The sequence below is a fragment of the Pseudenhygromyxa sp. WMMC2535 genome (genome assembly GCF_011083025.2).
In genome coordinates this window covers 7,336,539-7,360,818 of record NZ_JABJWV010000001.1, presented here as the reverse complement: position 1 = coordinate 7,360,818, position 24,280 = coordinate 7,336,539, and the positions used below count along the sequence as shown (strand labels likewise).

Sequence of the window (24,280 nt, the reverse complement as noted above, 5' to 3'; positions counted from 1 at the left end):
CGATACGTTCTCCCACAACGAGATGCCTCGCCTTTCGCTTGCCAAGCTCGTCGTCGCGTTCCTGACCCGCGACGCGAGGACGACCAGCCTCGACCTTCTCGCCCGCGTCTCGGTCCTCGAAGGCATCGCCGGCGTGAACCCGGGCGCCTGGATGCGCAACGTCGTGCCCGAGAAAGAGATCGTCGAGGTGTTCGGGCCGAGAGTGAAGGCGAACTGGTTGTCGCCCCGGGACTCCGGGTTGGTGACAGCCGTCAGGCGGTCGTTGGAACCGCTGCTCAAGAACACGACGACCACGGCCGACGACATTCTCCAGCCGGCCATCATTGGCCTGGGGGCATCGGGCGAGGTCAGCCGGCTGCCCCTGTTCTACGGCGTCGGCAAAGCGCCTGGGTTCACGGTCGAGAAGGTGGCGGCCGGTTCCCTCGTGCCCCGCGACGTGCTGGCGGTCGCCAATAGTTACGCTCGACGGCGGGCCATCGACGTGCTCCGAGCCCAGGCCCGGAAGCCCGGTATCGTTCGCGTCGATGGCGATGAGGTCGAGCCGATCAGGAAGCACGACGTGATCGACACCATCGTCGCCGTGCTCGCGGACCCGGGCCATCCAAAGCACGGGGTACTCCGCCGCAGCCTGTGGGCGGTGGTCGAACGTGAAGCCCGGCCATCCGACCGACGCATCTTCGAGGCGCTGGTCGGGGGCGCCCACAAGGGCATGAACGACGCCGCGGTGGCCCGTGCCCTGGGCATCAGCCGGGCCGCCGTATCCCAGGCCAAGAAGCGCGACGGCGTTGTCATCCGCGACGCCATCGCTCGGAACCCGAAGCTGATCGAGCCTGTACAGCACCAGCACGAGCTTGATCAGCTTGGCCTTGCACGTCGCGTCCGCCGTCAGGGATCGAACACGTCATCGGCGTCGGCGAGTTCCAGGCGACGACACGGAGAACCAGATCTCGGTCCGCCGCCACTGAGGCCGGGTTACTTCAAGCGGTCGCGCCAGTATCCGGGCTCGCGGTGTTGATGTGCGACCGCATAGACGACCGCCTCGTCGCCGTCGAAGTGGATCATGAGCGAATACCGAAACACCCGCAGGGGGAACGCCCTCAAGTTCACCTGTTCCGGATAACCCGGAACTTGAGCGCCGCTCCCCGGAAAGTCGAGTGCACGCTGGAGAGCGGCAAAGACCTCCGTCTCGAACTTCTCTCCGTAGCCGAGTCGGCGTTCTTCAAGGTGCGCGAGCGCCTCCACGTACTCGACGCGGGCGCCTGGATGGAAGCGCAACTTCATCGTTGGGCCAGAGTGTCGCGGCCAGCCTGACGGACTTCCTCCCACGACTCCAATTGGACCTCGCCGTTGCGGACCTGCTCCATGCGTCGGAGGATTTCGGTTCGCCAAGCCTCGTCGATCTTCGCCTGATCTTTCGCAGACAGGCTGTCGAACAGAGCCTCGGCAAGTTCCAGCCGGTCCCGCTCGGGGAGAGCCAGGGCGTCGTCAAAGACCTTCCTCGCGGCCTCGGTCATGGAATCAGTCTACTTCGGAGCCGCCAGCCCGGCCAATACGCCGTGGAGCCTCGTTTTCGCTCGTTTGAGGCCAGTTGAGTCACCTGCCCAAGGGTTGCGCCGCGACCGCCCCGAGCGCCCCCGCCCGCTCCCCCTAAGCCGCAAAGGGGGGAGGTGGTGGTGGTGTCACGTTCCTCCATGGCTCCGACGTTGCGACGGTCGAGTCGATCGCTGCGCGTGGCATCGATCGCTCTGCGGCGGCCAAGCTGGGCGGGGGCGATGTTTTCTGGATGACCAAGGACATCGCCACGGCGCGCGTGTTTGCACAGGTGAACCCCGCAGGCGGCAAGGCTGCGGTCGTCGGCACCCGGCTCGAGGGCCCAGTTGTGAACTCGCTTGTTGAACGCGGCGTCCTACGCGTGGACAAGGCGACCGGCGCCTGGCAGGTTGTAGGTTGGGAAGAGTTCAACGCGGTAGCGAAGTTCTTCAGGGTGGAGTAGCAATGACGATCAAGTTCCCAGCAAGGCGGGCCGACGGCACGCTCCTCCTGCGCCTCCGATTCCGATCAACGGAAGCGGTGAGTCGCGCGGCCGTCGAACGCTGGCTGGAAGAGTGGTCGGCCGCGAACGCAGTCTGGGAGCGAGAGTGGACCGGCGCGGAAGGTGCCGTCGTAGAGGCGGAGACTCTGAGGTGGAGCGGCGCGTACAGCTCTGCGCCGAAGCTGACCGATTTTGAAGCGAGTTCCTTCGCCATCGAGCTCAACGCGACCACGCGAGCGGAGAACTGGAAGGACTGGATGGCGCGTTTCGTCGACGCCTTGCAGCGGCACTTCCCCTCCGTCGCGTTCGCCGGGGCCGACTCCCATCCGAGGTTTGGGGGAACCTAAACCGCACCTAGACCTCAACGAAAGTGGCCAAAGTGCCCGGCCAGGGTACTTTGGAATCACAACCAACACGCTCTCCCCGTCGGTCGTGGCCATGTGGTCGCGGCCGGCGGGGTCTTGACCGACCATCACTACCAAGGCGACGAACGCCCTCGAAGACAAGATTTGCGTACTGTAGACCGTCAGCTGCTGCGCCGCTGGGTCCGGCGCAGGGAGTTCCCACCACCACGCTCGACATTGTTCGATGGTTGCGGTCGTTGTAGAAGGAGAAAACCGGATGGCGAACGAAACCCTACGCGCTCTGATTGCCAAGGTCCTGGAGAGAGCGGACCTGCCGCTGTCGCTCGCTCCGGCACTTGCAGACCTCTTGAAACTCGACGTGGAGTTCAACGAGGGCTTTCTCCGCCTCAAGGAAACCGCGAACTTGGAGGCTTTCGAGGCATCGCTCGAAGTGGGCGACGCGATCTACAAGGATGTGGCCGACGCGGTTGCAACGATTGAGGAACGGGGCGACTTCTCTGCCCTTGAACGTGCCGTTGCGGTTGCAAACCACAAGTACCAGCGCCTCCAGCGGAGCGAACGCGGCGTCTAGAACCGCACCGTTATCTCCGGCGCGGGACTCCGCGTGCTGCGCCGGGCGGCATCGACCTCGCGTCAATTTCTCGAGGCCGAATCTGAATTGGGTTCTGCATCGGCCTCGACGAGTGCGGCGCCGAGGTTTCGAAGTCCACCCCCAAGTCGAAAAACTGTCCCTGATGTGGCGCTGAATTTTGCGCTGCGCGACCCTCGCAGGAGGAGTGCTGGAAGCGTTAACACCGCGCGCGTTCCGGCTTCTCGCCTGGTAGCCAGTCCAAACTTGAAGGAGGTCGGGCTTATCCAAGGGGGTGGGTCCGTTTCTGAGGCGGAGGTGCTCATCCGCGGCACCATTCGCGGCATCGCGTGGGGAGTCCAATGAAGAAGATCCAGTCTCTAGATGGCGTGCCGACTGGCTCGGCGCTTCTCATCAGGGTGGACCCTGCAACGGGGGTTCTTCTGAACTATGAAGGCGACTGGGCAACCGGCGGCCAAAGGCATTATCTGTGCTTTCCGTCGGAGGCCCTCGCACGAGAACACGCGGCGGAACAACTTGCTCATGTGCCGCTAGCCGAGTGGTGGCTACTTGACGCCTCGGGGGTGATCAGCGTCAATTATTTTTTCCGATTGGCGACGATTATTCCTGCCGGTGCGAGACTTGCGCGTCCCCGTGCACGGCGACCTCGCGCGCGGGGTAGTTGTCGTTCGGGCAGTTGTCGCAGCCCGGTGTAGTTGTCGTCGGGCGTCAGCCCTTCTTGCGCCCCTTGGCCTTCTCGGTCCGGTAGCTGGACACGTTGAATTCCAGGATCACCGAGTGGTGCACGAGCCGGTCGATCGCGGCCGAGGTCGCCATCTTGTTGTTGAAGATCCGGTCCCACTCGCTGAAGACCAGGTTGCTCGTCAGCGCCGTCGAGCGTCGCTCGTAGCGCTCGGCCAGCAGGGTGAAGAGGACCTCGGCCTCCTCGGCCGACTGCTTGACGTAGCCGATGTCGTCGAGGATCACGAGCTCGAAGTTGTCGAGCCGACGCAGCTTCCGGGGCAGCTCCAGATCTCGCTTGGCCGCGAGCAGCTCCTGGATCAGCGAGTAGGTCGGCGTCCACAGCACCGAGCGGCCCTGCTCGACGAGGGCGTGGCCGAGGGCCGCGAGGGCGTGGCTCTTGCCGACGCCGGGCAGGCCGAAGGCCAGCACATTGATCGCCTCGTCGAGGAAGTCGCCGGCTTGCAGCTCGCGGAGCTTGCGGACCACCGGTCGCGGCAGCCGCTTGTCGTCGAGGGTCTCGAAGGTCTTGCCGACGCTGAGCTTCGAGGCCCGGCGCAGGCGAGCGACTCGGCGAGCGTGGCGGGCCTCGGCCTCGAGGTCCAGGACCTCGGCGATCGTCGCCAGCGCTGGCTCGTGGCCGTCGGTGACCAGGCGCGGGACCAGCTCCTCGGCCGCGGTCGTCAGCTTGAAGCTGCGCAGCAGCGTGGTGATCTGCTCGGCGTGGGCGGGGGGTCGAGGGTTCACGCCGCACCTCCGAGCAGCTCGTCGTAGACGCCCAGATCGGGCTCGCCGACCTCGAGCTGCGGGACCTCGGACTCCGTGGGCTGGACCCGCTGCTTGACCGTCGCGTAGTCGAAGGGCGCGCCGGCCTCGAGCAGCTGCGCGAGTTCGGCCTCGACCGTCGACTCCATCGTCATCGCCGCGAGGTGCAAGATCCTCACGTAGTCGACGTGGCCGCGCCCGGGTCGAGCGCGCTCGAGCGCGTCGTAGGCCCGGCGGAAGATCAGCGAGGGGTACAGCTCCTCGCGGAAGCAGTAGTTGGGGAAGGCCCCGGGCTTGCGCACCAAGGAGGCGATCACGTGGCGGTAGTCGATGCGGTGCGCGCCTTCGCCTCGCAGCCGCGGGAAGGTCTCGACCACCTCACCGCCGTAGCGCAGCTCGACCTCGTTGGCGTGCAGCCGGACCTCGACCTGGTGGCCGATCAGCTGCGAAGGCACCGAGTAGATCCGCCCCCGCACCTTGATCGTGCTCCAGCGCCGGACCTTCGGCGTCTCGGTCGTGTAGGTCGGCACCGGCTTGATCGGCAGCGGCCTCAGCAAGGGGCTCTCGAGCTCGAGCTTCGCCGTGACGTGCTGGTTGTGCTCGCGCTCGAGGGTCTGCTGGACGAAGCGCTCGTAATCCTCGACGCTGGCGAAGTCCCGGCTGCCCCGCAAGATCAGCGCCTGCTTCAGCAGCTTTTTGGTTCGCCGATGCCGGACCTCGACCGCGCCGTTTTCGTGCGACTTGCCCACGTTGATGCGCCGGACCGTCTCGATGCCCAGATGCGTGCACGCGTCCGCGAAGCGCTTGTTGAGGCTCCGGCCCCGCGCCTTCTTCAGCTCGTGCGTCGCCGCCGACATGTTGTCGAGGGTCAGCTTCCGCGGCACCCCGCCCAGGGCCCACAGTGCCCGCTGGAGCCCCTCGACCAGCGCCTCGTAGCTCTCCGACAGCGCCACGCAGGCCCAGGTCCACGCGCTCGCGACCAGGACCAGCTCGAAGAGCAGGTGGCGGAAGGGCTCGCCCGCGATCGTCACCTGCAGCTCGTTGCAGTTGGTGAAGTCCAGCGCCGCTTCCTCGCCGGGCGGGTGCTCTTGCTGGAAGTAGACCTCCTTGTCTGGTCCGTGCAGCGCTCGCCAGTCCCGGACCCGCCGCTGCATCGTCCGCAGCTGGCCCTGGTTGAAGCGCTCGGGCTTCTCCTCGATCAGCTGCTTCAGCAGCGTCTTGGCTTCGAGCTCGCCCTCCTTGTCCCGCTCGAGCAGCGGGACGATCTTCTCCTCCCACACCCCCTCGAAGGGATCCTTGCGCGTCCGCCAGTGCCGCGGCTCCTTGGTCTGCGAGGGCAGTGGCCCGCTCTGCCACTTCCGCGCCGACCTCACGCTCATTCCCGCCGCCGCTGCTGCGGCCTGCTGTGTCTTGCCTTGGTTCATCTTGCTCCGTAGCAGCCGTACTTGCTCGTCCGTGACCACGTGGGGGCTCCTGCTCCCCAGCGTCCCACGCGCGTTCTGGCTGGCTCGGACCGGCAGGTTTAGTTGTCGTCGACCGGCAAAAGTTATTGTCGTCGATCAGTCGAAGACCGAAGGAACGATGCCCCCCTCCGACTACCCGCGCGTTCGCGCAGCCTCGCGCCGAAACAGCCGCGACAACGTGACGGCCGACCAGGCCGAGTGTCGGGCGCGAATCTCCTGCTTGTCGCAGTACGCCGCCAACTCGCGCAGACTCCGTGTCCGTCGGAGAGGATCTCAGCGCGGCGGAGCTGGCGTACGCGCACCGGGAGACCCCGAGCCAGATGATCTTCGACAGCCTCGGGCGCCCCTTCTTGGGGATCGAGGATCTGGGCGAGGGGACGACGCTCGAGACGAAGGTCGAGCTCGACGTGCGCGGCTTACCGATGCGGATCATCGACGCGCGCGGGAACGTCGCGGAGGCGCGGATCTACGGCCAGCTGGGTCAGCTGCTGGAGACGAAGAGCGTGGACGCGGGGGAGCGCCAGTCGCTGACGACGATCCTCGGGGAGGCGCTGCGTGGCTGGGACGCGAAGGCGCAGTGCTTTCGAGCGAGCTACGACCTGCTGCGCCGGCCCGTAGACGGCTATGTGCAGCCGGCCGTGGGCAGCGAGGTCTTGCTCTCGCGGGTGATCTATGGAGAGTCGCTGGCGAGCCCCGAGGCGACCAATCACCGTGGCCGAGTCTATCGAAGCTACGGCGGAGGCGGGGAGGCGACGACGCCGGCGTACGACTTCAAGGGCCTGCCGGTGGCGGGAGAGCTCAGGCTCCCGCTGGATCCAAGCGCGAAAAACGACTGGACAGGGATCGCAGATCAGACGACGATCGACGGAATGGCGACGGCGGCGGCAGGGATGCTCGAGACGACGGTCTACACGTCGTCGAGCACCCACGACGCCCTGGGCAGGGTGCTGACAGCGGTGTCTCCCGACGGCTCGGAGGTGGCCTACGGCTACGTTGGTGATAGCTGGGTTGGCCGTTTCGTCGCAGGGGCGGTGTTCCGGTGAACAACATGAAGATTGAGAGCATCCACTATACTGGGGACGGATCGTGTGTGGTCACCGTCCTCGTCGATGGTCGCGCTCGCGAGTTAGTCTGCTCGATTGTGGAGGCAAGGGGGGTCAAGATGATCACGTCCGAGCCGGACGAACTCGATCGACTGGGAGCAGATCCTCGTCCGCTGGTCTCTGCCGTCCTCGCGTTCCTCGAAGCCGCCAAATCCTACAACATCGAGCAGGGCTAGTTCTGAGTCATCGAAGAGGGCGCGGATCGCTGCCTGAGCAGGAGGGCTTCAGGAATTCGGGTTGGTCGCAAGAGAGCTGGGATAGAGGTCGAGGTGCTCACCATCGTGGCCGACACCGAGGGTCGATTCTGCGACCTAGAGATGGTCTTCGACCAGTCGAAGGCGTCGGGCGACATTGCTTTGCACGGGGTCGGAGACGACCTTGAGCGCGGCCGGGCGTTCAGCATCGACACTTCGGCGCCTGTACGATGGCATCTGGATGACACGAGCGGGTACCTACGTATCCAGGTCGGAGACGAGCGTCCGACGAGTTGGTTGCGTGTCGGAGAGAACGACCTCTGGCTCGGCCTCGCACGCAACGACATGCTCGCGGTGATCGTCTACACCACCACGGTGTTGGACCCGGTGGGAGCGGAGGAAGCGCGTTGGCTGGATGAGATCGGCACGTGAACTTGGATCGGAGGCGAGTCCGTGGCGTCGCACCTCAAAAAAGCACAACACCGGAAGGGCTCCAAGACCCTCGCCAACTTCGCTGGCCACACCAACTCGGCCTGGTACAGGCAGTGGGCCGATCGCGGGATCGCTAGTGTACGGATCAGAATCACGGAAGGCGATATCCACAGTACTTGAGCCAGCCGAGTGCGTCCGAGGCTCGGATCCGACGCAGGGACCTACGCATCGCCTTCTTGAGCTCGCTGACGGTCGTGGGCATCGCTCGGCGTATCCAAGCTTTGACCTTCGCCCAAGCGGCCTCGATCGGGTTGAAGTCGGGACTGTACCGGGGCAAGCGGACGACCTTCGCACCCCTCTCGAGCACCGCAGCCACGACCTCTGCATTCTTGTGCATGTTGATGTTATCCCAGCAAACGATGTCGCCCGGCTCGAGCGTGGGAGCCAGGCGCTGTCGGACGAAGCGCAGAAAGTCAGCGGTCTTGACCCCGCCATCGGTCGTCATCAAGGCGCTGATGCCGTCGACGCGCAAGGCCGCGATCATCGAGACGTGGCGACCGCGGGAATAGGGCTCGTGCGGTCCGTAGAGCGGCTCGCCGCGTGGGGACCAGCCCCGGCGCGGACCAATCCCTGGATGCGTGCCCGATTCGTCCACGAAGACGAGACGTCCGATGTCGAGTCGCCGCTGTCGCAACCGAAACTGGGCGCGCTCCTCGGCGACGTCAGGTCGGTCCCGCTGGGGAGCGTAGGGAGTTTTTTTTGAAGCTGAGGCCAAGTTGGTGAAGCGCCCGGAGGATCGTCGAGCGATGGACCCGGTTCTTGGGAAATCGTCGATTGAAGCGCTCCGAGAGGTGGTAGGAGCCGAGGTAGGGGTCCTTCTCCATCTCGCCACGAATCCACAGGAGGTGGCGCTCCTTCAACTTGGGCGTCCGGCCAGGTGGACTCTTCGGCACCAAGCTCTCGCCTTGGCGCAGCTTCCGCGAGATGCGTTCGACGGTGGTGACCGAGACGGAGAAGCGCTCGGCGATGAGGGGCTGACTTTCTTCGCCAGCTTCGATGGCTTCGGCGATCCGGGCGCGGAGGTCGACGGAGATTGGCGTCGTCACCCGGCCAGTAGATCACCATGGGGACTCGATGTCGTTCCCCCTTCCGATCCTCTGGATCGTACACTAGACGAGTTGGTGTGGGGGAGTCCCGGTCCCAAGTATCTCTTCGGAACGAACAATCCTACGCCGGATGGTCAACCGACGCTCTCAGTTGTTGTCGAATACGATGGTGCCGATACGCTCTGGGCAACGAGCCCTTCGGTAGAAAGAGTGCGCTGAGCGAGTTCGGCAGACGCCACACGGGCCAAGTTGCAAGATATCGACGCGCCGGGAGCGACGTGGAGACGGGGACCGCCTCCACGAAGGCCTCACCCCGCCAGCGGCAGCAGCTCGTAGGCCATGGTCCGCCGCCGCGCCTCGAAGCCAGCCAGGCGAATGTGCCGCTCGATCTCCTCAGCCGTCATCATGAAGCGCGCCCCTGCCTGCGAGACCACGTTCTCCTCGATCATCACGGAGCCAAAGTCGTTCGCCCCAAAGCGCAGGGCGATCTCGCCGATCTCCGGGCCCAGCGTAGGCCACGAGACCTGGATGTTGGGGATGTTGTCGAGGTAGAGGCGGGCGAGGGCCTGGATCCGCAGGTAGCGGAAGGCCGAGGTGTCGTCGCGGAGCTTGAGCCGGGTGCCGTCGGCCTGGAACGGCCAGGTGATGAAGGCCGTGAACCCGCCGGTGTCGTCCTGCAAGCTGCGCAGGCGGTCGAGGTGCATGAGCAGGTGCTCGGCGGTCTCCTGGAAGCCAAACACCATGGTCGCGGTGCTGCGCATGCCGAGGCCGTGGGCGGCGCGCATGACCCCGAGCCACTCGTCGGTCGAGTTCTTGAACGGGCTGATCCGGTTGCGGACCTCGTCGTCGAGGATCTCCGCGCCGCCGCCGGGCAGCGAGTCCATGCCCGCGGCCAGCAGGCGCTCGAGCACCTGCGTGTAGCTCATGTCCTCGAGCTGGGCGATGTGGATGATCTCCGTGGGCGAGAGCGCGTGCAGCCGGAGGTCGAAGTTGGCCTTGGTCCAGCGGAACAGGTCTTCGTAGTAGTCGAGGCCCAAGCTGGGGTTGAGGCCGCCCTGGAGCAGGATCTGCACGCCTTCGAGGTCCTCCGTCTCGCGGAACTTGCGGGCGAGCTCGTCCTTGCTCAGCAGGTAGGCGCGGCCGGTCTTGTCCGTGGGCGGGACGTAGAAGTTGCAGAACTTGCAGCGCGTGACGCAGATGTTGGTGTAGTTGACGTTGCGATCGATGATGTAGGTGACGACGCCCTCGGGGTGGAGGGCGGCGCGGCGGCGATCGGCGGCGGCGCCCAGGGCCATGAGCGGGGCGTTGTCGAGCAGGTAGATGCCCTCGGCGAGGTCGAGGCGCTTGCCCTCGGCGGCGGCGCTCAGCAGGGCGGCGACGTCCATGGGCTTGCTGCGTCGGGCTCGCGCGGCGACGAGGCGCTCGGGGGCGGCGGCGCCGGCGAATTTGACGTGGATCGGGTCTTCGGGGTGCAGGCCCGGGATCTCGATCAGCCCGGCGTCACGGCAGCGGGTCAGGTACTCGACCAGGCCCTCGCGCTGCTTGGTCTCGAGGCCGTAGCGGATCGTCTTGCGTAGATAGCGGGCGTAGTGGGCCTCGCTCAGCAGCGGCTCCGCGGAGCCGCCCTCGATCCGCGCCTGGAGCTCCTCGCGGTACTGCTTGGCGATGGCCTCGGCGTACTTGCCGAGGCTGCGCTCGCGGGCGGCCTGGAGCGCGGCGACGTGCTCGGGGCCGACGAGGCCGGGGCGGGCGACCCAAAAGGCGAACACCATGGGCAGGCCCGTGGCCCGAAACCACTCGCCGCCCAGATCCCAGACGTGGGAGAAGCGATCGCGCATGCCAAAGGCGGCGTCGCCGATGATCAGTGCGGCGGCCTTACCCTCGGAGGCCCGGGCCAGGCCCTCGCCGCGGCCGTGCTCGACGCGGACGAGCTCGGGGTCGAGGCCGCGCTCGTGGAGGAGCAGGCGCAAGAGCAGGGCGGAGCTGCGCGAGGCGGCGTCGAGGTAGATGGTCTCGACCGTTTCGATCGGCGCGTTGGCGCAGCAGACCACGGTCTCCACCGGTCCGCGGCAACCGATCCCGATGCCCGGGACGACCTCCCACTCGGGGTGCTCGACGTAGGCGCCGACGGGGGCCAGGGCGAGGTCGCACTCGCCGGCCGCGAGGGCCTTGGCACAGTCCGCGGGCAGGGCCTCCTCGACGCTGAACATCGGGGTGCCGTCGGCGTGGCGCGGCATGTGCTTGGGGTCGACGAGGGTGTGGTAGAGCGGGCGCGCGTTGAGGAAGGTGACCACGCAGGCGCGCAGCGTCCGGGGTGGTGCGCTCGGGCTCGGGCTGGAATCGGTCATGGGGCCTCCTGAGGTCGGCTGATCTCGGCTGAGGGCGGCGCGGGTCAGAGCACGGGCAGGGACACGCGCTCGCGGCTCGAGTAGGGCAAGCTCGCGTCGATGCGCACGCCCTCGAGAGCCTCGCCGGCGTCGACCCAGCGCTCGTTGTAGAGAGTGTCGCGCTCCACGGCCACGCGCCCGGCCTCGCGGATCAGCCGCACGAGGTCGGCGCGGGTCATGGCCTGGGGCGTGTCGGCGCCGGCCATGTGATAAATTTTCTCTTCCTGCACGGTGCCGTCGAGGTCGTCCACGCCGAAGCTGAGGGCGATCTGGGCGGTCTCGAGGCCGATCATCACCCAGTAGGCCTTGATGTGCGGGATGTTGTGGAGCATCAGCCGGCCCACGGCGTAGGTCCGCAGGTGGTCGACGCCCGTGGGCGCGGGCAGCTTGCCGAGGTTGTTGTTCTCGGGGTGGAAGGCCAGGGGGATGAAGGTCTGAAAGCCCCCGGTCTCGGCCTGGAGGTCGCGCAGCCGCAGCATGTGATCGACGCGCTCCTCGAGGGTCTCCACGGTGCCGTAGAGCATGGTGCAGTTGGTCCGGATGCCCAGGCGGTGGGCGGTGCGGTGGACCTCGAGCCACTGATCGGCGTCGGCCTTGCCGCGGCACAGCTTGCGCCGCGCTCGCTCGGCGAAGATCTCGGCGCCGCCGCCCGGCATGCTGTCGAGGCCGGCCTCGCGCAGCTCGACGAGCACCTGCTCGTAGCTCAGGCCGTACTTCTCGGCGAAGTAGTGGATCTCGACGGCGGTGTAGGCCTTGAGGTGGATGTCCGGGCGCAGCTGCTTGAGCGCGCGCAGGCAGTCCTTGTAGTACTCGAAGTCGAGATCGTGGTGCAGGCCGTTGACGATGTGCACCTCGGTGACCGGCTGATCCATGCGCTCGACGAGCTTTTGCCGGACCTCGTCGATGCTCATGGTGAAGGCCGCGGGCGCGTCGGGCTCGAGCCGCGCGAACGAGCAGAACTTGCAGTCCGCGACGCAGACGTTGGTCGGGTTGATGTGGAAGTTGACGTTGAAGAAGGTCTTGTCGCCGTGCAGCGCCTCGCGGCGCTCGTTGGCGAGGGCTCCCACGGCCAGGAGATCGGGGTAGGTGTAGAGGAAGACCCCGTCGTCGAGGTCGAGGGGCTCGCCCTCGCGGACCTTGGCGGCGACGCGGTCGAAGCGGGCGGTGTCCTTGATGCGCTTCATGGCTGGGGATCCTCGCTGGAGGCGACCTGCATGGGTCGGGTGTGGTTCATGGCGTCGAGGCGCCTGGGGCTGCCCTCTTCGTAGAGGGCGCACTCGAGGCCGGCTTGCTCGACGAGGTTGCGCAGGCCAGTGATGCTGGCCTCGGTGGGCCGGGTGACGCCGGCCACGGGCAGCTTGCGCTCGTCGCCGAGCGGGCCCGAGAGGGTGTCTGCGCCGAAGCCGAGGGCGACCTGGGCGAGGCGGATGCCGATCAGGTCGTGGCGGGCCTCGACGCGGATCGCCGGAGGCAGGGCCAGGCGCGCGGCGGCGATCAGCCACAGGCGATGCGTGCCGCCAGCTCGGCGAGAGTAGGGGGCGAGGCCGCAGAGGTCGCCGATGGTCAGCCGCTCCGCGAGGGTGGGGGTCCGGGCCAGGGCGAGCAGCCAGTCGACGTAGCGCCGGGCGCCGGCCTCGTCCTCGGGCTCGAGGGCCAAGAGCATGCGATCCCCGGGCTGCCAGGCGTCGGGATCGGGCCAGTCGCCGAGCACGACGAGCTCCCCACGCCGCAGGACCGCGGCCTGAACCCCGGCAGCCGGGCGGTTGTCGGGGCTCGGGCGCAGCAGCACCCGCGAGCCGAACAGCGCGGCGCGGCGCTGCGCGGCCAGGCGACCCATGCGCGGTGGATCCTTGCGCAGGTCGAGCAAGGTGGCGGCGTCGAGTGGCTCGAGTGAGGGGTCGGACTTCGTGGTCATGCGCTCGCTCCCCATCGTCGCAGGAGCTCGGCGCCGAGGAGTTCGCTGACTCCGGCGCGGTCGAAGACACGGGCGACGACCGTGTCGACGGCCTGCTCGAGGGTGGACACCCCCGCGTAGAAGCTGGGCACGGCCGGCAAGATGATCGCCCCGGCCTCGGTGGCCGCGACCATGTTGCGCAGGTGCACGAGGCTCAAGGGGGTCTCGCGGACCACCAAGATCAACGTCTTGCGCTCCTTGAGCGCGACCTCGCAGGCCCGAGCGATGAGGTCGTCGCCGCCACCGTTGGCGACGCGGGCGAGGTTCGACATCGAGCAGGGCATCAGCACCACAGCATCCGGGGCGCTGGATCCCGAGGCGAAGGGAGCCTCGAAGTCGTGGCGATCCCAGCGCTGGAGGCCGGGGAAGGCGTCAGGGAGGGGCTCTTCGCGCTCGGCTGCCCAGACCTGGCCGGCGGTGGCCGAGGCCACCCAGTCCACGCGCAGGTCCGCGCCCTCGGTGATGGCCGCGGACAGCAGGCTCAGGGCCCGCTGGGCGTAGATCGCCCCGCTCGCGCCGGTCACGGCGAGGACCAGGCGCCGGGCCGTGCTCACGCCGCTCCTTCGTCGAGGCTCAGAGGCTTGCGCGCGCTGATGATCGACGCGACGCCCATGGTCATGGGCTGGATGCGGATCGAGGCGGCCTCGAAGCCGACCTCGGCGAGCAAGGAGGCGTAGTCCTCGGCCGAGCGCATCGCTCCGATGCTGCGCGGGAGGTAGAGGTAGGCGTCGAGGTTGCCGGTGCAGGCCCAGCCGACCACGGGCAGGACCGTGCGGTTGTAGATCGCGTGGAAGAGCCGGGTGGTCCAGGCCGTGGGCCGGAAGAACTCGAGCACGACCAGGCGCGCGCCCGGGGCGAGGACGCGCAGCTGCTCGCTGCTGGCCGCGCGCAGATCCGAGAGGTTACGGACCCCGAAGGCGCAGAAGATCGCGTCGACGCTGGTGTCGGCGAAGGGCAGGTCGTGGGCGTCGAGCTGCTGGGCGCGGATCTGCGTGCGCGGGGCCGGGTCGGCCATGGCCTCGAGGCGGCGCTCGCCGGCGGCGAGCATGCCGGCCGAGAAGTCCCCGCCGACGATCTGGGCCGCGGGGTAGCGGCGGTGGATCTCGAGGCTCGAGTCGAGCGTCCCGGCGCAGAGGTCCAAGATGGTCTTGCCGGCGCCATCGCCCGGCTCGAGCAGCTCGGCGACGGCGCGGCGACGCCAGCGGACGTCTGTGCCGGCGCTCATGATCCGGTTGGCCCGGTCGTAGCCCGGGGCGATGTCGCTGAACATCGCCTGGACGCGTGCCCCGTGCTCGTCGACGGTGGCGATCTCGGCGGCCGAGCCCGGCGCGGAGCTGCTCACGCCGTCCTCCGGACCACGTAGCGCGCGAGCTCCTCGAGGGCGTCGCGGGCAGGGGAGGAGGGGAGGGCGTGGAGGGCCGCGACGGCGGTCTCGACGTGGGCCGAGGCGCGCTCGCGGGCGCCCTCGAGACCCCCGGCGTCGCAGACCCCCTCGAGCAGCTCGGCGAGCTCGTCCTCGTCGGCGGGCGGGCCGGCGCGGAGCATGGCCTCGAGGCGCCCGCGCAGCGCGGCGTCGCGCTCGACGGCCAGGAGCAGGGGCAAGGTGACCTTGCCCTCGCGCAGGTCCTGACCGCGGACCTTGCCCGAGCGCTGGACGTCGAGGCTGTAGTCGATGATGTCGTCGGCGATCTGGAAGGCGTAGCCGAGCTCGCGGCCGTAGCGGGCCAGGGCGTCGGCCTGATCCGCGGGGATCAGCCGGGCCACGGAGGAGCACCAGGCGATCAGCGCCGCGGTCTTGCGGTCGATCACCATGTAGTAGCGCTCGGCGTCGAGGTCCCACTCGCCGGCCACGTAGAGCTGGGCGACCTCGCCCTCGGCCATGCGCGTGACGGCGTCGCCCATGCTCTGGACGGCCTCGCGCTCGCCGAGGTAGGCCACGGCCTGGAGCGCCCGGGCCAGGCAGTAGTCGCCGGTCAGCACGGCCAGGCCGTTGCCGTAGTGCAGGCGCGCGGCCGGGCGCCCGCGACGGTACTCGCCCTCGTCGATCACGTCGTCGTGGAGCAGGGTGGCCGTGTGCAGGAGCTCCGCGGCCGCGGCCACGGTGATGCGCTTGGGCGAGTCGTAGCCGGCGGCCTGGGCGGCCAGCAGGGTGACCATGGGCCGAAAGCGCTTGCCGCCGGCGAAGGTCAGGTGGCCACCGACGCTGGGGATGATCGCCACCGTCGAGTGCAGCAGCTCGCCGAGGGCCTCCTCGACCTCGCCGAGCTCGTCGGCGATCAGCGCCATGGCCGAGGCCACGGGGGTCAGCTGCGTGTCCTCGGGGACGCCCTCGGCGTCGCCCGTGCTGAGCGTGGGCTTCGCTGCCTCGGGGTCTGCGGGGAGCTCGGTGCTCCGGGCGCGCGCGAGTTCTGACATGGTCTGGCTCATGAAGGGATGGCTTCCTGATCGTGCTCGGCGGGCTCGTCTGGGTGCTCCAGACTTCGGCCGGGCAAAGGAGCGGGGCGCAGGCGCGAGGCCCTGCGGGCGAGGCCGTTGACGATGGCGCGGATCGGGCTGCGCTCGACGAAGGCCTCGAGGAAGGACTGGCCCATCTCGAAGAAGCCGAGCATGTGCTCGGCGCGCTGGAGGGCGAAGTCCAGGCGGGGGTCTTCGTGCCGCTCATGGGCGGCGCGGAGCTCGGCGACGATCTCGCGGGCTGCGTTGACTCCAGACTCGACACGGGCCGCCTCGCGCTGGCGAAGCACGGCCGTGATCAGCTGGAAGAAGTTGGTCTCGGACACGTAGAGGCGCCCCTCACGGTGGAGCACTCCCCAGTCCAAGAGGGCGGTCATGGTCGTGCTCGCGGAGCCCGCGCTGATCCCCAGGCGGGTGCGGACCGTGCTCTGATCCATGGCCTCGGGGGACATGTAGAGCAGGCCGAAGATGCGGCCCATGGTCCGGGTGAAGCCCCAGAACTCGGCGATATCGCCCATGACGTCGGACACGCGGTCCTGCGCCGCCTCGAGGGTGGCCTCGGGCGGGTCGGGCTCTTCGCGCTGTGAATTCCGACCCATGGCGCTGTCTGGATCGCAAACTGAGCGCTGTTCACGGTCAGTTGCTCCAGTCTCCTTTCATTTCAATCTGAAATGAAAAGTGACTCCATGCCGGATTTAGCCCGAAGGTTGGTCGCAGTCAAGCTCAGCCGACCGGAACGATGACGTCGTTGATGGTCCCGAGGTTGCCGCCGGCGGGGTAGCCGTAGGAGGCGTAGGCGTCCTGGCCCCAGACGACGATACCGAAGGGCGCGTCGCTCCAGGCGTCCTGCTGACTCTGGGCGCAGTCACCGACGCCGTTGCGGTAGAGCTCGACGTGGGCGACCTCGTAGGTGTCGCCCAGGCCGACGCTCTGCCAGCCCTCGATCGGCCCATAGCAGTCGATCTCGACGGGGGCGAAGCCGTTGGAGCCCTTGGCGCGGACGACCGCCAAGGTGGTGACCCCGTAGGTCGGGTCGACGAAGAAGGCGTAGCGGTTGAGATACTGGGCAGGGGGGACGAGGGTGATCCACTCCTCGTCGCCGAGGCCACAGCCAAAGTCGGGGGTCACGCAGCCACCGAGGCTGTCGCCCGAGAGCACGCCCGCCATGTACTGCGTGAAGGCGAAGGGGTGATCGCCGTCCTGGCTGCTGACGGTGAAGAAGTCGCGGGTCTCGAACTCGACGTACTGGCCGCTGTCGAGCGTGCTCGGGGCACCTGCGGGGGGCGCGGGATCGTACGCGAGGGTGGTCCCATCGACGACGCCGACGATCCGGTACAGGACGCTCTCGTTCGTCAGATCGGCGCGCCGCGTGGGCAAGCCCAGGCCCACGTACTCGCTGGCGAGGGCCTGGACGTGGGGGACCTGCTGGTGAGCGGCGTCTTGACCGCCGCCGTTGGAGTCCGCCGTGGATACGCGCAGGTAGGTGTTGCCGGTGTACACGCCAATCGGCTTGTCCGACGAGATCACCGATCCGGCGATCTCCGTGGTCGCCGACCACTGCACGAATTGTCCGGCATCGAGGGCGTAGTCCGTGGGCGTGTCGATCGCTGGCACGGGGACGTTTCCGCCAGCGATCGTGCCGTTGGTGTTGATGGTCACCGTGGTCCCGTCCTCGCGGGCCACGGCCAGGGCCCAGGTCCGCCCGGTGGCGTAGTGCGGCGTGGGCAGCACGTAGTTGTTGCCCCAGGCCGTGCGCGGGAGGAGCAGCGAAGCCGAGGGCAGGAAGCTCGTGGCGCCGCCGTAGGGCAGGATGTCGTAGAGGGTGATCGGGTGATCCGAGATGAACTCGAAGGCGTCGCCCATGTCCGTGGCGATCGCGGCCTCGTTGCCGACGACCACCGGCTCCACGGGGCAAGCCAGCGAAAACCCGAAGTTTTGCGCGTCGGGCTGGTGCGAGAGGAAGAGAATGGCGACCTCGCCGACGGGGATGCCATCGGCCGGGACGGGGTCGTAGGTGACCGCGTCGCCGATGCCGTTGGGGATCCGCGCGTGCGCCGTGGCGTCGTAGCTCTGGCCCTTGTAGTTGACGGTGATGTTGGCCGGCGCGCCCCAGTTGTTGGCGATCATCAGGGCGTGGCAGCTACCGTCGAAGCTCGTGTCGCCGAGGTGGTTGAGATAGAAGGGCGAGTAGGGCGCCCAGTACTCGCAGCCGATCGATCCCTGGCTCAGGGCCGCGGCCTCGCAGGCCTCGATGCACGCGCCTTCGTAGCAGCCCTCATCGGGCCCGCACTGCTCCACGATTTGCCCCTGATCGTCGACCACGGACTGGAGGTCCGCCGTGCACGCCACGCCAGCCGAGCCAAAGTCGCCCGTTGGATCGATATCGAACTTCACGCCGCCGTCGTCGGCGCTGGTGTCACTCGAGTCATCATCGGTGCCATCGCTCTGCGTGTCGTTGGCACCGTCGCTCGTCGGCGCCTCGGTGTCCGAGCCGTCGACGCTGTCGATGCCGTCGTTGGCCTCATCGGCTCCGTCGTCGCTGGGCCGGCCGCCGTCGTCGGAGCAGCCGGCGGCTGACAGCAGCAAGACGAGTGCGCTCGCGGATGAGGCATGATGCAAGGCGTTCGGCATGGCCGAGACGCTACCAGCCCGGAGGTGGGTCGCTGGTACGGGGGACGCTGGTGCCCACGTGCGGACGCGCCAGATAAAAGACCGATAAGGTATGTTATGTAAAGTTGAGGATGGCAGCCCGTGGATACCCATGGAAGCCCCCTGGAGCTGGCTCCGCTGCGAATCGCGGCGCTCTGGCGGCCCTGGCAGGCGCTCTCGATGCACGCCTGTAAGCCCCGCGGTGCCCGGGCTCGTTGGCGCGGACACCTGCGGGTGCTCCCGGGATAAACTCCGAGGAACCTCTCCCCCGCCGGTGTAGTCAGCCCCGAGCCGACCCAAAGAAGCGAGAACGATCATGAGCAGCGGCCTCCACCTCCCGATCCACGATCCTTGCCACGAAGACTGGGACGCGATGCACGATGAAGGCGCTCGCCGCTTCTGCGACATGTGCAGCAAGCACGTCCACGACCTCTCGTCGATGACCGAGCGTGAAGCACGCGGAGTCCTGGCCGAGGAGAGTCGCAAGGGTCGAGTCTGCGTGCGCTACCGGATGGGCGGCGACGGCCAGATTCGCTTCCGCCGAGAGACAACCGAGGCGCCGAGTTTGTGGCGGATGTCGCTGGCCGCCGCAGGCCTGGCCGTCACGATGCTGACTGGCTGTACAGACTCGCTCCCCACGGAGATCCACGACGACAAGTGCACCTACGAGGTCGGCCCGTGGAGCTTCGAGGCTGCGCGCGGTGAAGGCACCTGTCCCGCCGTCGACGAAGAGCCCGCGTACATGGGCCAGATCGAGATGCCCGCGACCACCGAGCCGCTCGAGCAGATCCAGCAGATCGAGCAAGTCGAGCCACAGGAGCCGGACGAGGTCGTCGAGATGGGCGAAGCCCCGATGGTCGAAGCGCCGCCCGAGCCGGACCACGCCGTCATGGGCAAGCTCGACCGTGGACCGCTCGAGCGTCAGCCCGCGATCGAGACGGCTCCCGAGCCCGTGCTCATGGGCGACGTCGCCATCGACCCCAACATCGGCGACGAAGAGCCCTGCGACGGCGCCAAGACGGGTGTTCAGCCCGAGGCGCAGGTCGGCGAGGCCCCGGCCCCGACCGAGTCCGGGCCCCGGCGGCTCTGATCGGCGACTTGGACACACCGACGCCGCTCCGGCCCGACCTCGAATCCCTCCAGATTCCTCTCGAATGGGACGGGTCGGCCGTGAGCGACGGCTGAGTTGAAAGTGCGCCCGGCAGGATTCGAACCTGCGGCCCCAGGTTTAGGAAACCTGTGCTCTATCCTGCTGAGCTACGAGCGCGGCGTGTGAGCGCCGGGAGTATGCCGGCTCTTCGCGTTGACGCAAGCGTCGACATAGAGTCTCCCGGTGCGCCTCCCCGAACCGGGATCACGACCTGCGGGCCTGCTCGCGCCTGCGCTGGCCGCTGCTGCGTGGTGGGCCGTGCTCGCCAGCGTGGCCGACGAGCCGCTGGCGACACAGCGCAGCATGGTGTTCATCGGCGGCCCCCTGCTGCTCTTGTCCGGGATCCACGCGCGCAGCTTCACCTTCTTGCACGCGCCCGAGCGCCTGCGCCTGCTGCCGCTGCCGATCGCAGCCCAGGCGCACTGGGCCACGGCGCGGCGCAGCCACGCGTGGGCCCTGGCCTGCTCGCTGGTCCTCGGTGGGCTGGCCGTGATCGCGGCCAATCCCCGCGAAAATTGGTCGCTGCTCGGTGAATTCGCCTGCCTCGGGGTGATCGCGTGGCTGCTCGAGCCAGCCCTGGCGGCAGCGGCGGCCCACTTTGGCCGGCGCTTTCCCCAAGACAGCCGCGCAGGAGAGCTCCAGCGCAGCTTTGGCGGCGGCTGGACCACCCCCGAAGCCGTCGTTCATCTCTATGCGCCGGCCCTGGGCATCGGCGCAGCGACGGCCCTGGCCATGCCTGCGCAGCTCAGCCTCGAGCGCTGGGTGGATCGTGGCGGGCTGGAGACCAACCATGTCCTGCTCGCGCTCGCGCCATTGGCGCTCGCGCTCGGAATCCGAGCGATCGCTCGCCCGATCTACTGCGGCGGCATGTGGGAGGCGATCCCCTGGCTCGCGGAGGCGTCTCGAACCGTGGCCGGTCCACCTCAGCCCGAGCCGACGCCCCGCTGGCTGGAGCGCCTCCCGGATCCCTGGCTGCGCCTCCAGGTCGCCCAGTTCCTGCGTCTGACCCCCCTGCCCGCGCTGCGCTTGGCCGCCGTGGCCGCCTGCGCCCTGATCATCGGACTGCGCGAGGCAGATCCCTCGGGGCCGGCCTGGGCGACCGCCTTGGCGCTGTGCGGGCTATGGCTGGCCCCAGCGCAGCGTGTCCGAGGAGATCGCGCCGCCCGAGCGCGAATGGCGGGTGCCCTCCCCCTCGCCCCCAGTCGGCGTCAGGGACGCGCCGGCGCGGCCGCGACCCTCCTACTTTGGTTGCCGGCCGCGCTGCTCTTGGCCGCCACATTTTGCCGCCAGCTCCTCGCCCGAGCCTCATGAGCTGCTTCGCGAGTCAAACACAAGTTCACGAGATCATTTTATTTTATCGTCATCGAGGTGAGCCCCGGCCAACGCCGGCGCCGAGCCCCCGCGCTCGCGCTGTTGCAGACCGCGACGCTCGTCCTCACGACCCCAACCTGGCCCCTGAAGCTGAATACTGGTAGGCGTCGCAGCGTCTGCCGAGCCTCCAGTGACCTCGCGTCGCTGCCACCGCAAAGAACGCACGATGAACCGACTTCGCGCCCGAGTGTTTACCGCCTTCCTGACCGGCCTGGTTGGCGCCGGACTGACCTTCACCACGCTGCTCAGCGCCCCACTCGCGCAGGCGGAAGACAGCGCCATCGAGGCCTTCAAGGCCAAGCACGAGACGGTCGTGAAGCTCGTCAAGGAGCGGGCGAGCGACGACAAGATCCAGGCCAAGGTCGACGGTCTCCTCGACTACGACTGGCTGGCCAAGGCCGCCCTCGGCGGCCCCGACAACTTCAGCAAGGTCTGCGGCGAGCGCTGTGACGAGTTCGAGGAGCTGCTCACCAAGCTGATCCGCGAGAACTACCTGCGGATGATCCGCAAGGCCGAGAAGCACCCCGTCGAGTACGTCGGCCAGGTCGCCGGCCGCAACGGCCTCTACAAGGTCACGACTCGGGTCAAGATCCAAAAGAACGGCCGCGAGCAGACCGTGACCGTGGACTATGTGATGCACAAGGTCGACGGGACCTGGCACGTCCGCGACATCATCACGGACGACGTCAGCCTCGCGCGCACCTACCAGTACGAGTTCAACAAGATCGCCAAGGCCGAGGGGATCGGCGGGATCATCTCCAAGCTCGAAGAGAAGCTGGCCAAGCTCGGCGCCTGATCCCCGCCACCATCGAGCGAGAAAGAGGGACGCCGCGGGCTTCGCGGGGTCCCTCTCGCTTTGGTTCCAGATCCCCTCACTCCTGGCTTCGGCTATGCTGCGCCGGTGCCCCAGCCAGGCAACCCCGAGGCGCCGCGGCCTCGCCGAGTAGGCCGCCCCCGAGGCGCCACGCTCGGCAGGGTGCTCGCGGTGTCGCTGGGCGTGGCGGCGGGCTGCTCCGAGGCCCAGGTCATCGGCGAGGGCCAATTCAGCCGCGCCATCGACCTCGCCTCCTCGGCCAGCGCTCCCCTGCCCCGGCTGGCGTGGTCGCCCGGGGCGGCCTGCCCGGGCACGGAGGGCGGCTGCACCAGCTTCTGCGCCGGGCCGCCCGACAGCTGCGGCGAGGACGAGTGCATGCCCTTGCTGATCGACAGCGGGACGCCGCTCTCGATCCTCCCTGACACGGAGGGCGGCTGGGGCGTGAGCCTCGAGTGCCTCGAGGTCCGGGCCGCGGGCGGCCTCCTCGACAGCCCCGACGACGCCGACACCCTGGCCGCGTCGACGGCGGCCTTTCGCTTTCGGGACGCGCCCATGGTCCGCGCGCCTGGGGACGACGCTGGCGGCTGGACCTGGGACGCAGGCGACGATCTCGATCCGATCACCGTCGGTGGCGTGATCGGCGGCAACATCTTGCGCGACTTCGCCACGGAGTTTCGCCACCGCGTCGGCGAGACCCCGAGCGTGGCCTTCTTCTCCAACTACCCGGGCAGCGAGGCCGTGCTCGCGGATCAGGGCCGGGCCTACCTGCGCTTGCAGTACCCGGGGCGCCTGCTGGGCCGCCTGCTCAACGATCAATGCGAGATCGGGCCGGGCATCGACTGCGCCATCGAGACCTTCACCCTCGACTCGGACAACCGCGATCAGGCCTTCGAGACCTCGCGGGCGCTGCTCGACGCCTGCGTGGCGCCGCCGCCTTGCGCCGCGCTGTGGGACGAGGACGAGGAGAGCTGCCCCCTGTCCCGCGGCGGCCCCGACTTCGCCGCCTGCGACGACGACCTCGGCCAGAGCGCGACCTTGGTGGTCGCCACCGGGGTGCCGGGGCTGGTGCTCTTCGAGGACAGCGCGACGGCGATGTTTGGAGAGATTGCCTCGCTCCCCGAGTGCGCGGCGATCGACGCCGAGAGCGAGAGCGGCGCGTGCATGGAGGACAGCACCGGCAGCTTGAGCCTGCCCGGCTGGCCGACCCTCGAGTCGCTCGCGCGGGTCCGGGTGCGGGCGCTCGGCGTGGTCGAGGGCCTGGAGCAGGCCTCGGGGCGCGCCCCCTGTCAGCGCCTGCGTCGACGCCTCGAGGGTCTACAGCACCAGTGCGAGGGCTTCCTCTACGAGGGCCGTCCCCTGCGACCCAGCCCCGACAGCGACGAGTCCGTGTCCGACTCCGCGCTGCTCATGGGCGAGGTCGCCTGGGACGATGAGCAGAGCGCCCCCGATCCCGACGCGTGGATCGACACCTTGATCGTGCCCGCCGCGGCCGCGCCGGTGATCGCCCTGCGCCGCGAGGTCACCCCCGAAGGTGCGCAGCCCGACGGCCTGATCGGCGGCGCGCTCTTGCGTCAGACCGAGACGGTCCTCGACTACACCGAGTCCACCACGAGCCCCGGGGTGCGCGTGCGTTGCCTCGATCCTGGCGAGAGCTGCCTGGCCGTGCCCGCTTGCAGCGTGGACGAGGGCGCGGCCACGCCCGAGTTCGAGGACGCCTCCGGCGGCCGCACGAGCTGCTGCTTTGGCCTGCCCAGCGACCTGCTCGCGCACGTCGTCTTGTCTGGTGAGGGCAAGCCGACCCCGCGGATCGAGGACGGGTGCTGCTCGGCGCTGTCGCGGGCGGCCCTCGCCGACCTCCAGTCGCCGGGCCTCGATCTATGCACGGGCGTCGACCTACCTTGAGGCTTTGCGAAAGCCCCCTTCTGAAACCAGTCACGAGCCGGAAGGCGAGCGTTTGGGGTGAACGGAGGGGGATCTGCCCCCGCAGTGAGGCTTTGCGAAAGCCCCCTTCTGAAACCAGTCACGAGCCGGAAGGCGAGCGTTTGGGGTGAACGGAGGGGGCTCTGCCCCCGCAGTGAGGGGGCTTTGCGAAAGCCCCCTTCTAACTAGTGCAGGCTGAAGTTGCCCTGCATCCCGACGAGGCGCTGGGGGTCGACGCCGATCGCCTGCAGCGCCTCGGCCCACATGCGCTCCGGGTCGGTCTCGAACAAGAAGTCGACGTTGACGCCCGCGCGGGGGTCGTCGTCTTCGAGCACGGGAACGAGCACCCAGCTGCCCGCGGCGATCTCGGACTCGAGCTGTCCCCCACCCCAGCCGGCGTAGCCGAGCAGGAACAAGAAGCGCGCGTCCTCGCCGCCAAAGCTTGTCTGTTCGTCGCGGAGGATCGACTCGAGCGAAGTCGTCAGCCACAGGCCCGAGAGCAGGCGCTTGGCCTCGGCGTCCCAGCCGGACTGGTCGTGGAGGAACCACCCACGGATCTGCTCCACAGGGCCACCCAAGCGGATCTGCGCGTCGGGATCGCCGTGCCATTCGAGTTCGAGTGACTCGGCGACCTCACCCACCCTGGTGCTCATCGGGCTGTTGAGAACCAGGCCCAGGGCGCCCTGCTCGCCATGGTCGAGCATCAGCACCACCGAGCGGTGAAAGTTTGGATCGAGCAGCTGCGGGACCGCGCACAGCAAGTGCCTGGCCAAGCTGGTCGTCTCTTGCTGCGGCTCGCTCACCCGGGGAGG

27 protein-coding genes and 1 tRNA gene are annotated in these 24,280 nt (G+C 68.3%); 12 read left to right on the top strand and 16 right to left on the bottom strand.

Annotation, left to right across the window (positions count from 1 at the left end):
• Positions 1 to 22: 22 nt before the first annotated feature.
• The gene (locus G6O69_RS28520) at positions 23 to 1,015 is read left to right on the top strand and encodes a hypothetical protein (RefSeq protein WP_172306634.1); all 993 of its coding nucleotides are present in this window, start codon (positions 23 to 25) and stop codon (positions 1,013 to 1,015) included.
• On the opposite strand, the gene G6O69_RS28515 is transcribed toward G6O69_RS28520, so the two are convergent.
• Positions 973 to 1,281, bottom strand: coding sequence for a type II toxin-antitoxin system RelE/ParE family toxin (locus G6O69_RS28515; protein WP_172306633.1), 309 nt, complete (start codon positions 1,279 to 1,281; stop codon positions 973 to 975). The two genes, G6O69_RS28520 and G6O69_RS28515, sit on opposite strands and share 43 nt — an antisense overlap.
• The gene (locus G6O69_RS28510; protein WP_172306632.1) at positions 1,278 to 1,514 is read right to left on the bottom strand and encodes an addiction module protein; all 237 of its coding nucleotides are present in this window, start codon (positions 1,512 to 1,514) and stop codon (positions 1,278 to 1,280) included. Before G6O69_RS28510 ends, G6O69_RS28515 begins: the two co-directional genes overlap by 4 nt.
• A gap of 269 nt (positions 1,515 to 1,783) precedes the next feature.
• On the opposite strand from G6O69_RS28510, the gene G6O69_RS28505 reads away from it, so the two are divergent.
• The 3 genes from G6O69_RS28505 to G6O69_RS28495 all read left to right on the top strand — a co-directional run bounded on the left by G6O69_RS28505 (position 1,784) and on the right by G6O69_RS28495 (position 2,968).
• Positions 1,784 to 1,993, top strand: coding sequence for a hypothetical protein (locus G6O69_RS28505; RefSeq protein WP_172306631.1), 210 nt, complete (start codon positions 1,784 to 1,786; stop codon positions 1,991 to 1,993).
• Between the two features lie 2 nt (positions 1,994 to 1,995).
• Positions 1,996 to 2,379 carry a hypothetical protein gene (locus G6O69_RS28500; RefSeq protein WP_172306630.1) on the top strand — a complete coding sequence of 128 codons (384 nt, stop codon included), beginning with the start codon at positions 1,996 to 1,998 and terminating at the stop codon, positions 2,377 to 2,379.
• A 274-nt stretch (positions 2,380 to 2,653) separates the two neighbouring features.
• The gene (locus G6O69_RS28495) at positions 2,654 to 2,968 is read left to right on the top strand and encodes a hypothetical protein (protein WP_172306629.1); all 315 of its coding nucleotides are present in this window, start codon (positions 2,654 to 2,656) and stop codon (positions 2,966 to 2,968) included.
• A 726-nt stretch (positions 2,969 to 3,694) separates the two neighbouring features.
• Here the strand turns inward: G6O69_RS28495 and istB are convergent.
• Complete coding sequence (istB, locus tag G6O69_RS28490; RefSeq protein ID WP_172301660.1) at positions 3,695 to 4,453, bottom strand: IS21-like element helper ATPase IstB; 759 nt, start codon at positions 4,451 to 4,453, stop codon at positions 3,695 to 3,697.
• Positions 4,450 to 5,895: an IS21 family transposase gene (gene istA / locus G6O69_RS28485; RefSeq protein WP_172301650.1), complete on the bottom strand. Its 1,446-nt coding sequence runs from the start codon at positions 5,893 to 5,895 to the stop codon at positions 4,450 to 4,452. Before istA ends, istB begins: the two co-directional genes overlap by 4 nt.
• Before the next feature lie 293 nt (positions 5,896 to 6,188).
• Here istA and G6O69_RS28480 point away from each other — a divergent pair, with 293 nt between their 5' ends.
• From G6O69_RS28480 to G6O69_RS28465, 4 genes are all read left to right on the top strand, one after another.
• On the top strand, positions 6,189 to 6,977 hold the full coding sequence (locus G6O69_RS28480) for a hypothetical protein (RefSeq protein WP_172306628.1): 789 nt from the start codon (positions 6,189 to 6,191) through the stop codon (positions 6,975 to 6,977).
• A 5-nt stretch (positions 6,978 to 6,982) separates the two neighbouring features.
• On the top strand, positions 6,983 to 7,213 hold the full coding sequence (locus tag G6O69_RS28475; protein WP_172306627.1) for a hypothetical protein: 231 nt from the start codon (positions 6,983 to 6,985) through the stop codon (positions 7,211 to 7,213).
• Positions 7,214 to 7,306: 93 nt separating this feature from the next.
• Positions 7,307 to 7,663, top strand: coding sequence for a hypothetical protein (locus G6O69_RS28470; protein ID WP_172306626.1), 357 nt, complete (start codon positions 7,307 to 7,309; stop codon positions 7,661 to 7,663).
• Positions 7,664 to 7,684: 21 nt separating this feature from the next.
• On the top strand, positions 7,685 to 7,843 hold the full coding sequence (locus tag G6O69_RS28465; RefSeq protein ID WP_176397137.1) for a hypothetical protein: 159 nt from the start codon (positions 7,685 to 7,687) through the stop codon (positions 7,841 to 7,843).
• Here G6O69_RS28465 and G6O69_RS28460 read toward each other — a convergent pair.
• The 10 genes from G6O69_RS28460 to G6O69_RS28415 all read right to left on the bottom strand — a co-directional run bounded on the left by G6O69_RS28460 (position 7,815) and on the right by G6O69_RS28415 (position 18,195).
• Positions 7,815 to 8,438 (bottom strand): IS630 family transposase, encoded by a 624-nt coding sequence (locus G6O69_RS28460; RefSeq protein WP_172301966.1) that lies wholly within the window; start codon positions 8,436 to 8,438, stop codon positions 7,815 to 7,817. The genes G6O69_RS28465 and G6O69_RS28460 overlap by 29 nt on opposite strands.
• The gene (locus G6O69_RS28455; protein ID WP_172301969.1) at positions 8,386 to 8,769 is read right to left on the bottom strand and encodes a helix-turn-helix domain-containing protein; all 384 of its coding nucleotides are present in this window, start codon (positions 8,767 to 8,769) and stop codon (positions 8,386 to 8,388) included. Before G6O69_RS28455 ends, G6O69_RS28460 begins: the two co-directional genes overlap by 53 nt.
• Positions 8,770 to 9,077: 308 nt before the next feature.
• Entirely contained in the window at positions 9,078 to 11,117 is a 2,040-nt protein-coding gene (gene mqnC / locus G6O69_RS28450; RefSeq protein WP_172306625.1) for a cyclic dehypoxanthinyl futalosine synthase, read from the bottom strand.
• 44 nt (positions 11,118 to 11,161) lie between these two features.
• A complete protein-coding gene (gene mqnE, locus G6O69_RS28445) occupies positions 11,162 to 12,340 on the bottom strand; it encodes an aminofutalosine synthase MqnE (RefSeq protein ID WP_172306624.1) in 1,179 nt (392 codons plus the stop codon).
• Positions 12,337 to 13,071 (bottom strand): hypothetical protein, encoded by a 735-nt coding sequence (locus G6O69_RS28440; protein WP_172306623.1) that lies wholly within the window; start codon positions 13,069 to 13,071, stop codon positions 12,337 to 12,339. Before G6O69_RS28440 ends, mqnE begins: the two co-directional genes overlap by 4 nt.
• Positions 13,068 to 13,664 (bottom strand): UbiX family flavin prenyltransferase, encoded by a 597-nt coding sequence (locus G6O69_RS28435; protein WP_172306622.1) that lies wholly within the window; start codon positions 13,662 to 13,664, stop codon positions 13,068 to 13,070. The genes G6O69_RS28440 and G6O69_RS28435 overlap by 4 nt, the downstream gene beginning before the upstream one ends.
• Positions 13,661 to 14,452, bottom strand: a complete 792-nt coding sequence (locus G6O69_RS28430; protein ID WP_172306621.1) for a ubiquinone/menaquinone biosynthesis methyltransferase — start codon at positions 14,450 to 14,452, stop codon at positions 13,661 to 13,663. Before G6O69_RS28430 ends, G6O69_RS28435 begins: the two co-directional genes overlap by 4 nt.
• Entirely contained in the window at positions 14,449 to 15,537 is a 1,089-nt protein-coding gene (locus tag G6O69_RS28425; RefSeq protein ID WP_176397136.1) for a polyprenyl synthetase family protein, read from the bottom strand. The genes G6O69_RS28430 and G6O69_RS28425 overlap by 4 nt, the downstream gene beginning before the upstream one ends.
• Positions 15,534 to 16,163, bottom strand: coding sequence for a hypothetical protein (locus G6O69_RS28420; protein ID WP_172306619.1), 630 nt, complete (start codon positions 16,161 to 16,163; stop codon positions 15,534 to 15,536). Before G6O69_RS28420 ends, G6O69_RS28425 begins: the two co-directional genes overlap by 4 nt.
• A gap of 124 nt (positions 16,164 to 16,287) precedes the next feature.
• A complete protein-coding gene (locus G6O69_RS28415) occupies positions 16,288 to 18,195 on the bottom strand; it encodes an IgGFc-binding protein (RefSeq protein ID WP_172306618.1) in 1,908 nt (635 codons plus the stop codon).
• 334 nt (positions 18,196 to 18,529) lie between these two features.
• Here G6O69_RS28415 and G6O69_RS28410 point away from each other — a divergent pair, with 334 nt between their 5' ends.
• Positions 18,530 to 19,303 carry a hypothetical protein gene (locus G6O69_RS28410; RefSeq protein WP_172306617.1) on the top strand — a complete coding sequence of 258 codons (774 nt, stop codon included), beginning with the start codon at positions 18,530 to 18,532 and terminating at the stop codon, positions 19,301 to 19,303.
• 103 nt (positions 19,304 to 19,406) lie between these two features.
• On the opposite strand, the gene G6O69_RS28405 is transcribed toward G6O69_RS28410, so the two are convergent.
• Positions 19,407 to 19,480, bottom strand: a tRNA-Arg gene (locus G6O69_RS28405).
• A gap of 66 nt (positions 19,481 to 19,546) precedes the next feature.
• On the opposite strand from G6O69_RS28405, the gene G6O69_RS28400 reads away from it, so the two are divergent.
• From G6O69_RS28400 to G6O69_RS28390, 3 genes are all read left to right on the top strand, one after another.
• A complete protein-coding gene (locus tag G6O69_RS28400) occupies positions 19,547 to 20,674 on the top strand; it encodes a hypothetical protein (RefSeq protein ID WP_172306616.1) in 1,128 nt (375 codons plus the stop codon).
• 226 nt (positions 20,675 to 20,900) lie between these two features.
• Entirely contained in the window at positions 20,901 to 21,530 is a 630-nt protein-coding gene (locus G6O69_RS28395) for an ABC transporter substrate-binding protein (RefSeq protein ID WP_172306615.1), read from the top strand.
• A 105-nt stretch (positions 21,531 to 21,635) separates the two neighbouring features.
• On the top strand, positions 21,636 to 23,450 hold the full coding sequence (locus G6O69_RS28390) for a hypothetical protein (RefSeq protein ID WP_172306614.1): 1,815 nt from the start codon (positions 21,636 to 21,638) through the stop codon (positions 23,448 to 23,450).
• 203 nt (positions 23,451 to 23,653) lie between these two features.
• Here the strand turns inward: G6O69_RS28390 and G6O69_RS28385 are convergent, their stop codons facing one another.
• Positions 23,654 to 24,271 carry a YqgE/AlgH family protein gene (locus G6O69_RS28385; RefSeq protein WP_172306613.1) on the bottom strand — a complete coding sequence of 206 codons (618 nt, stop codon included), beginning with the start codon at positions 24,269 to 24,271 and terminating at the stop codon, positions 23,654 to 23,656.
• Positions 24,272 to 24,280: the final 9 nt, after the last annotated feature.

Coding starts and splice junctions, on each gene's coding strand:
- G6O69_RS28520 (WP_172306634.1), top strand. CDS start 23: ATGCCTCGCCTTTCGCTTGCCAAGCTCGTCGTCGCGTTCCTGACCCGC.
- G6O69_RS28515 (WP_172306633.1), bottom strand. CDS start 1,281: ATGAAGTTGCGCTTCCATCCAGGCGCCCGCGTCGAGTACGTGGAGGCG.
- G6O69_RS28510 (WP_172306632.1), bottom strand. CDS start 1,514: ATGACCGAGGCCGCGAGGAAGGTCTTTGACGACGCCCTGGCTCTCCCC.
- G6O69_RS28505 (WP_172306631.1), top strand. CDS start 1,784: ATGACCAAGGACATCGCCACGGCGCGCGTGTTTGCACAGGTGAACCCC.
- G6O69_RS28500 (WP_172306630.1), top strand. CDS start 1,996: ATGACGATCAAGTTCCCAGCAAGGCGGGCCGACGGCACGCTCCTCCTG.
- G6O69_RS28495 (WP_172306629.1), top strand. CDS start 2,654: ATGGCGAACGAAACCCTACGCGCTCTGATTGCCAAGGTCCTGGAGAGA.
- istA (WP_172301650.1), bottom strand. CDS start 5,895: ATGAACCAAGGCAAGACACAGCAGGCCGCAGCAGCGGCGGCGGGAATG.
- G6O69_RS28475 (WP_172306627.1), top strand. CDS start 6,983: ATGAAGATTGAGAGCATCCACTATACTGGGGACGGATCGTGTGTGGTC.
- mqnC (WP_172306625.1), bottom strand. CDS start 11,117: ATGACCGATTCCAGCCCGAGCCCGAGCGCACCACCCCGGACGCTGCGC.
- mqnE (WP_172306624.1), bottom strand. CDS start 12,340: ATGAAGCGCATCAAGGACACCGCCCGCTTCGACCGCGTCGCCGCCAAG.
- G6O69_RS28440 (WP_172306623.1), bottom strand. CDS start 13,071: ATGACCACGAAGTCCGACCCCTCACTCGAGCCACTCGACGCCGCCACC.
- G6O69_RS28425 (WP_176397136.1), bottom strand. CDS start 15,537: ATGAGCCAGACCATGTCAGAACTCGCGCGCGCCCGGAGCACCGAGCTC.
- G6O69_RS28420 (WP_172306619.1), bottom strand. CDS start 16,163: ATGGGTCGGAATTCACAGCGCGAAGAGCCCGACCCGCCCGAGGCCACC.
- G6O69_RS28415 (WP_172306618.1), bottom strand. CDS start 18,195: ATGCCGAACGCCTTGCATCATGCCTCATCCGCGAGCGCACTCGTCTTG.
- G6O69_RS28410 (WP_172306617.1), top strand. CDS start 18,530: ATGAGCAGCGGCCTCCACCTCCCGATCCACGATCCTTGCCACGAAGAC.
- G6O69_RS28395 (WP_172306615.1), top strand. CDS start 20,901: ATGAACCGACTTCGCGCCCGAGTGTTTACCGCCTTCCTGACCGGCCTG.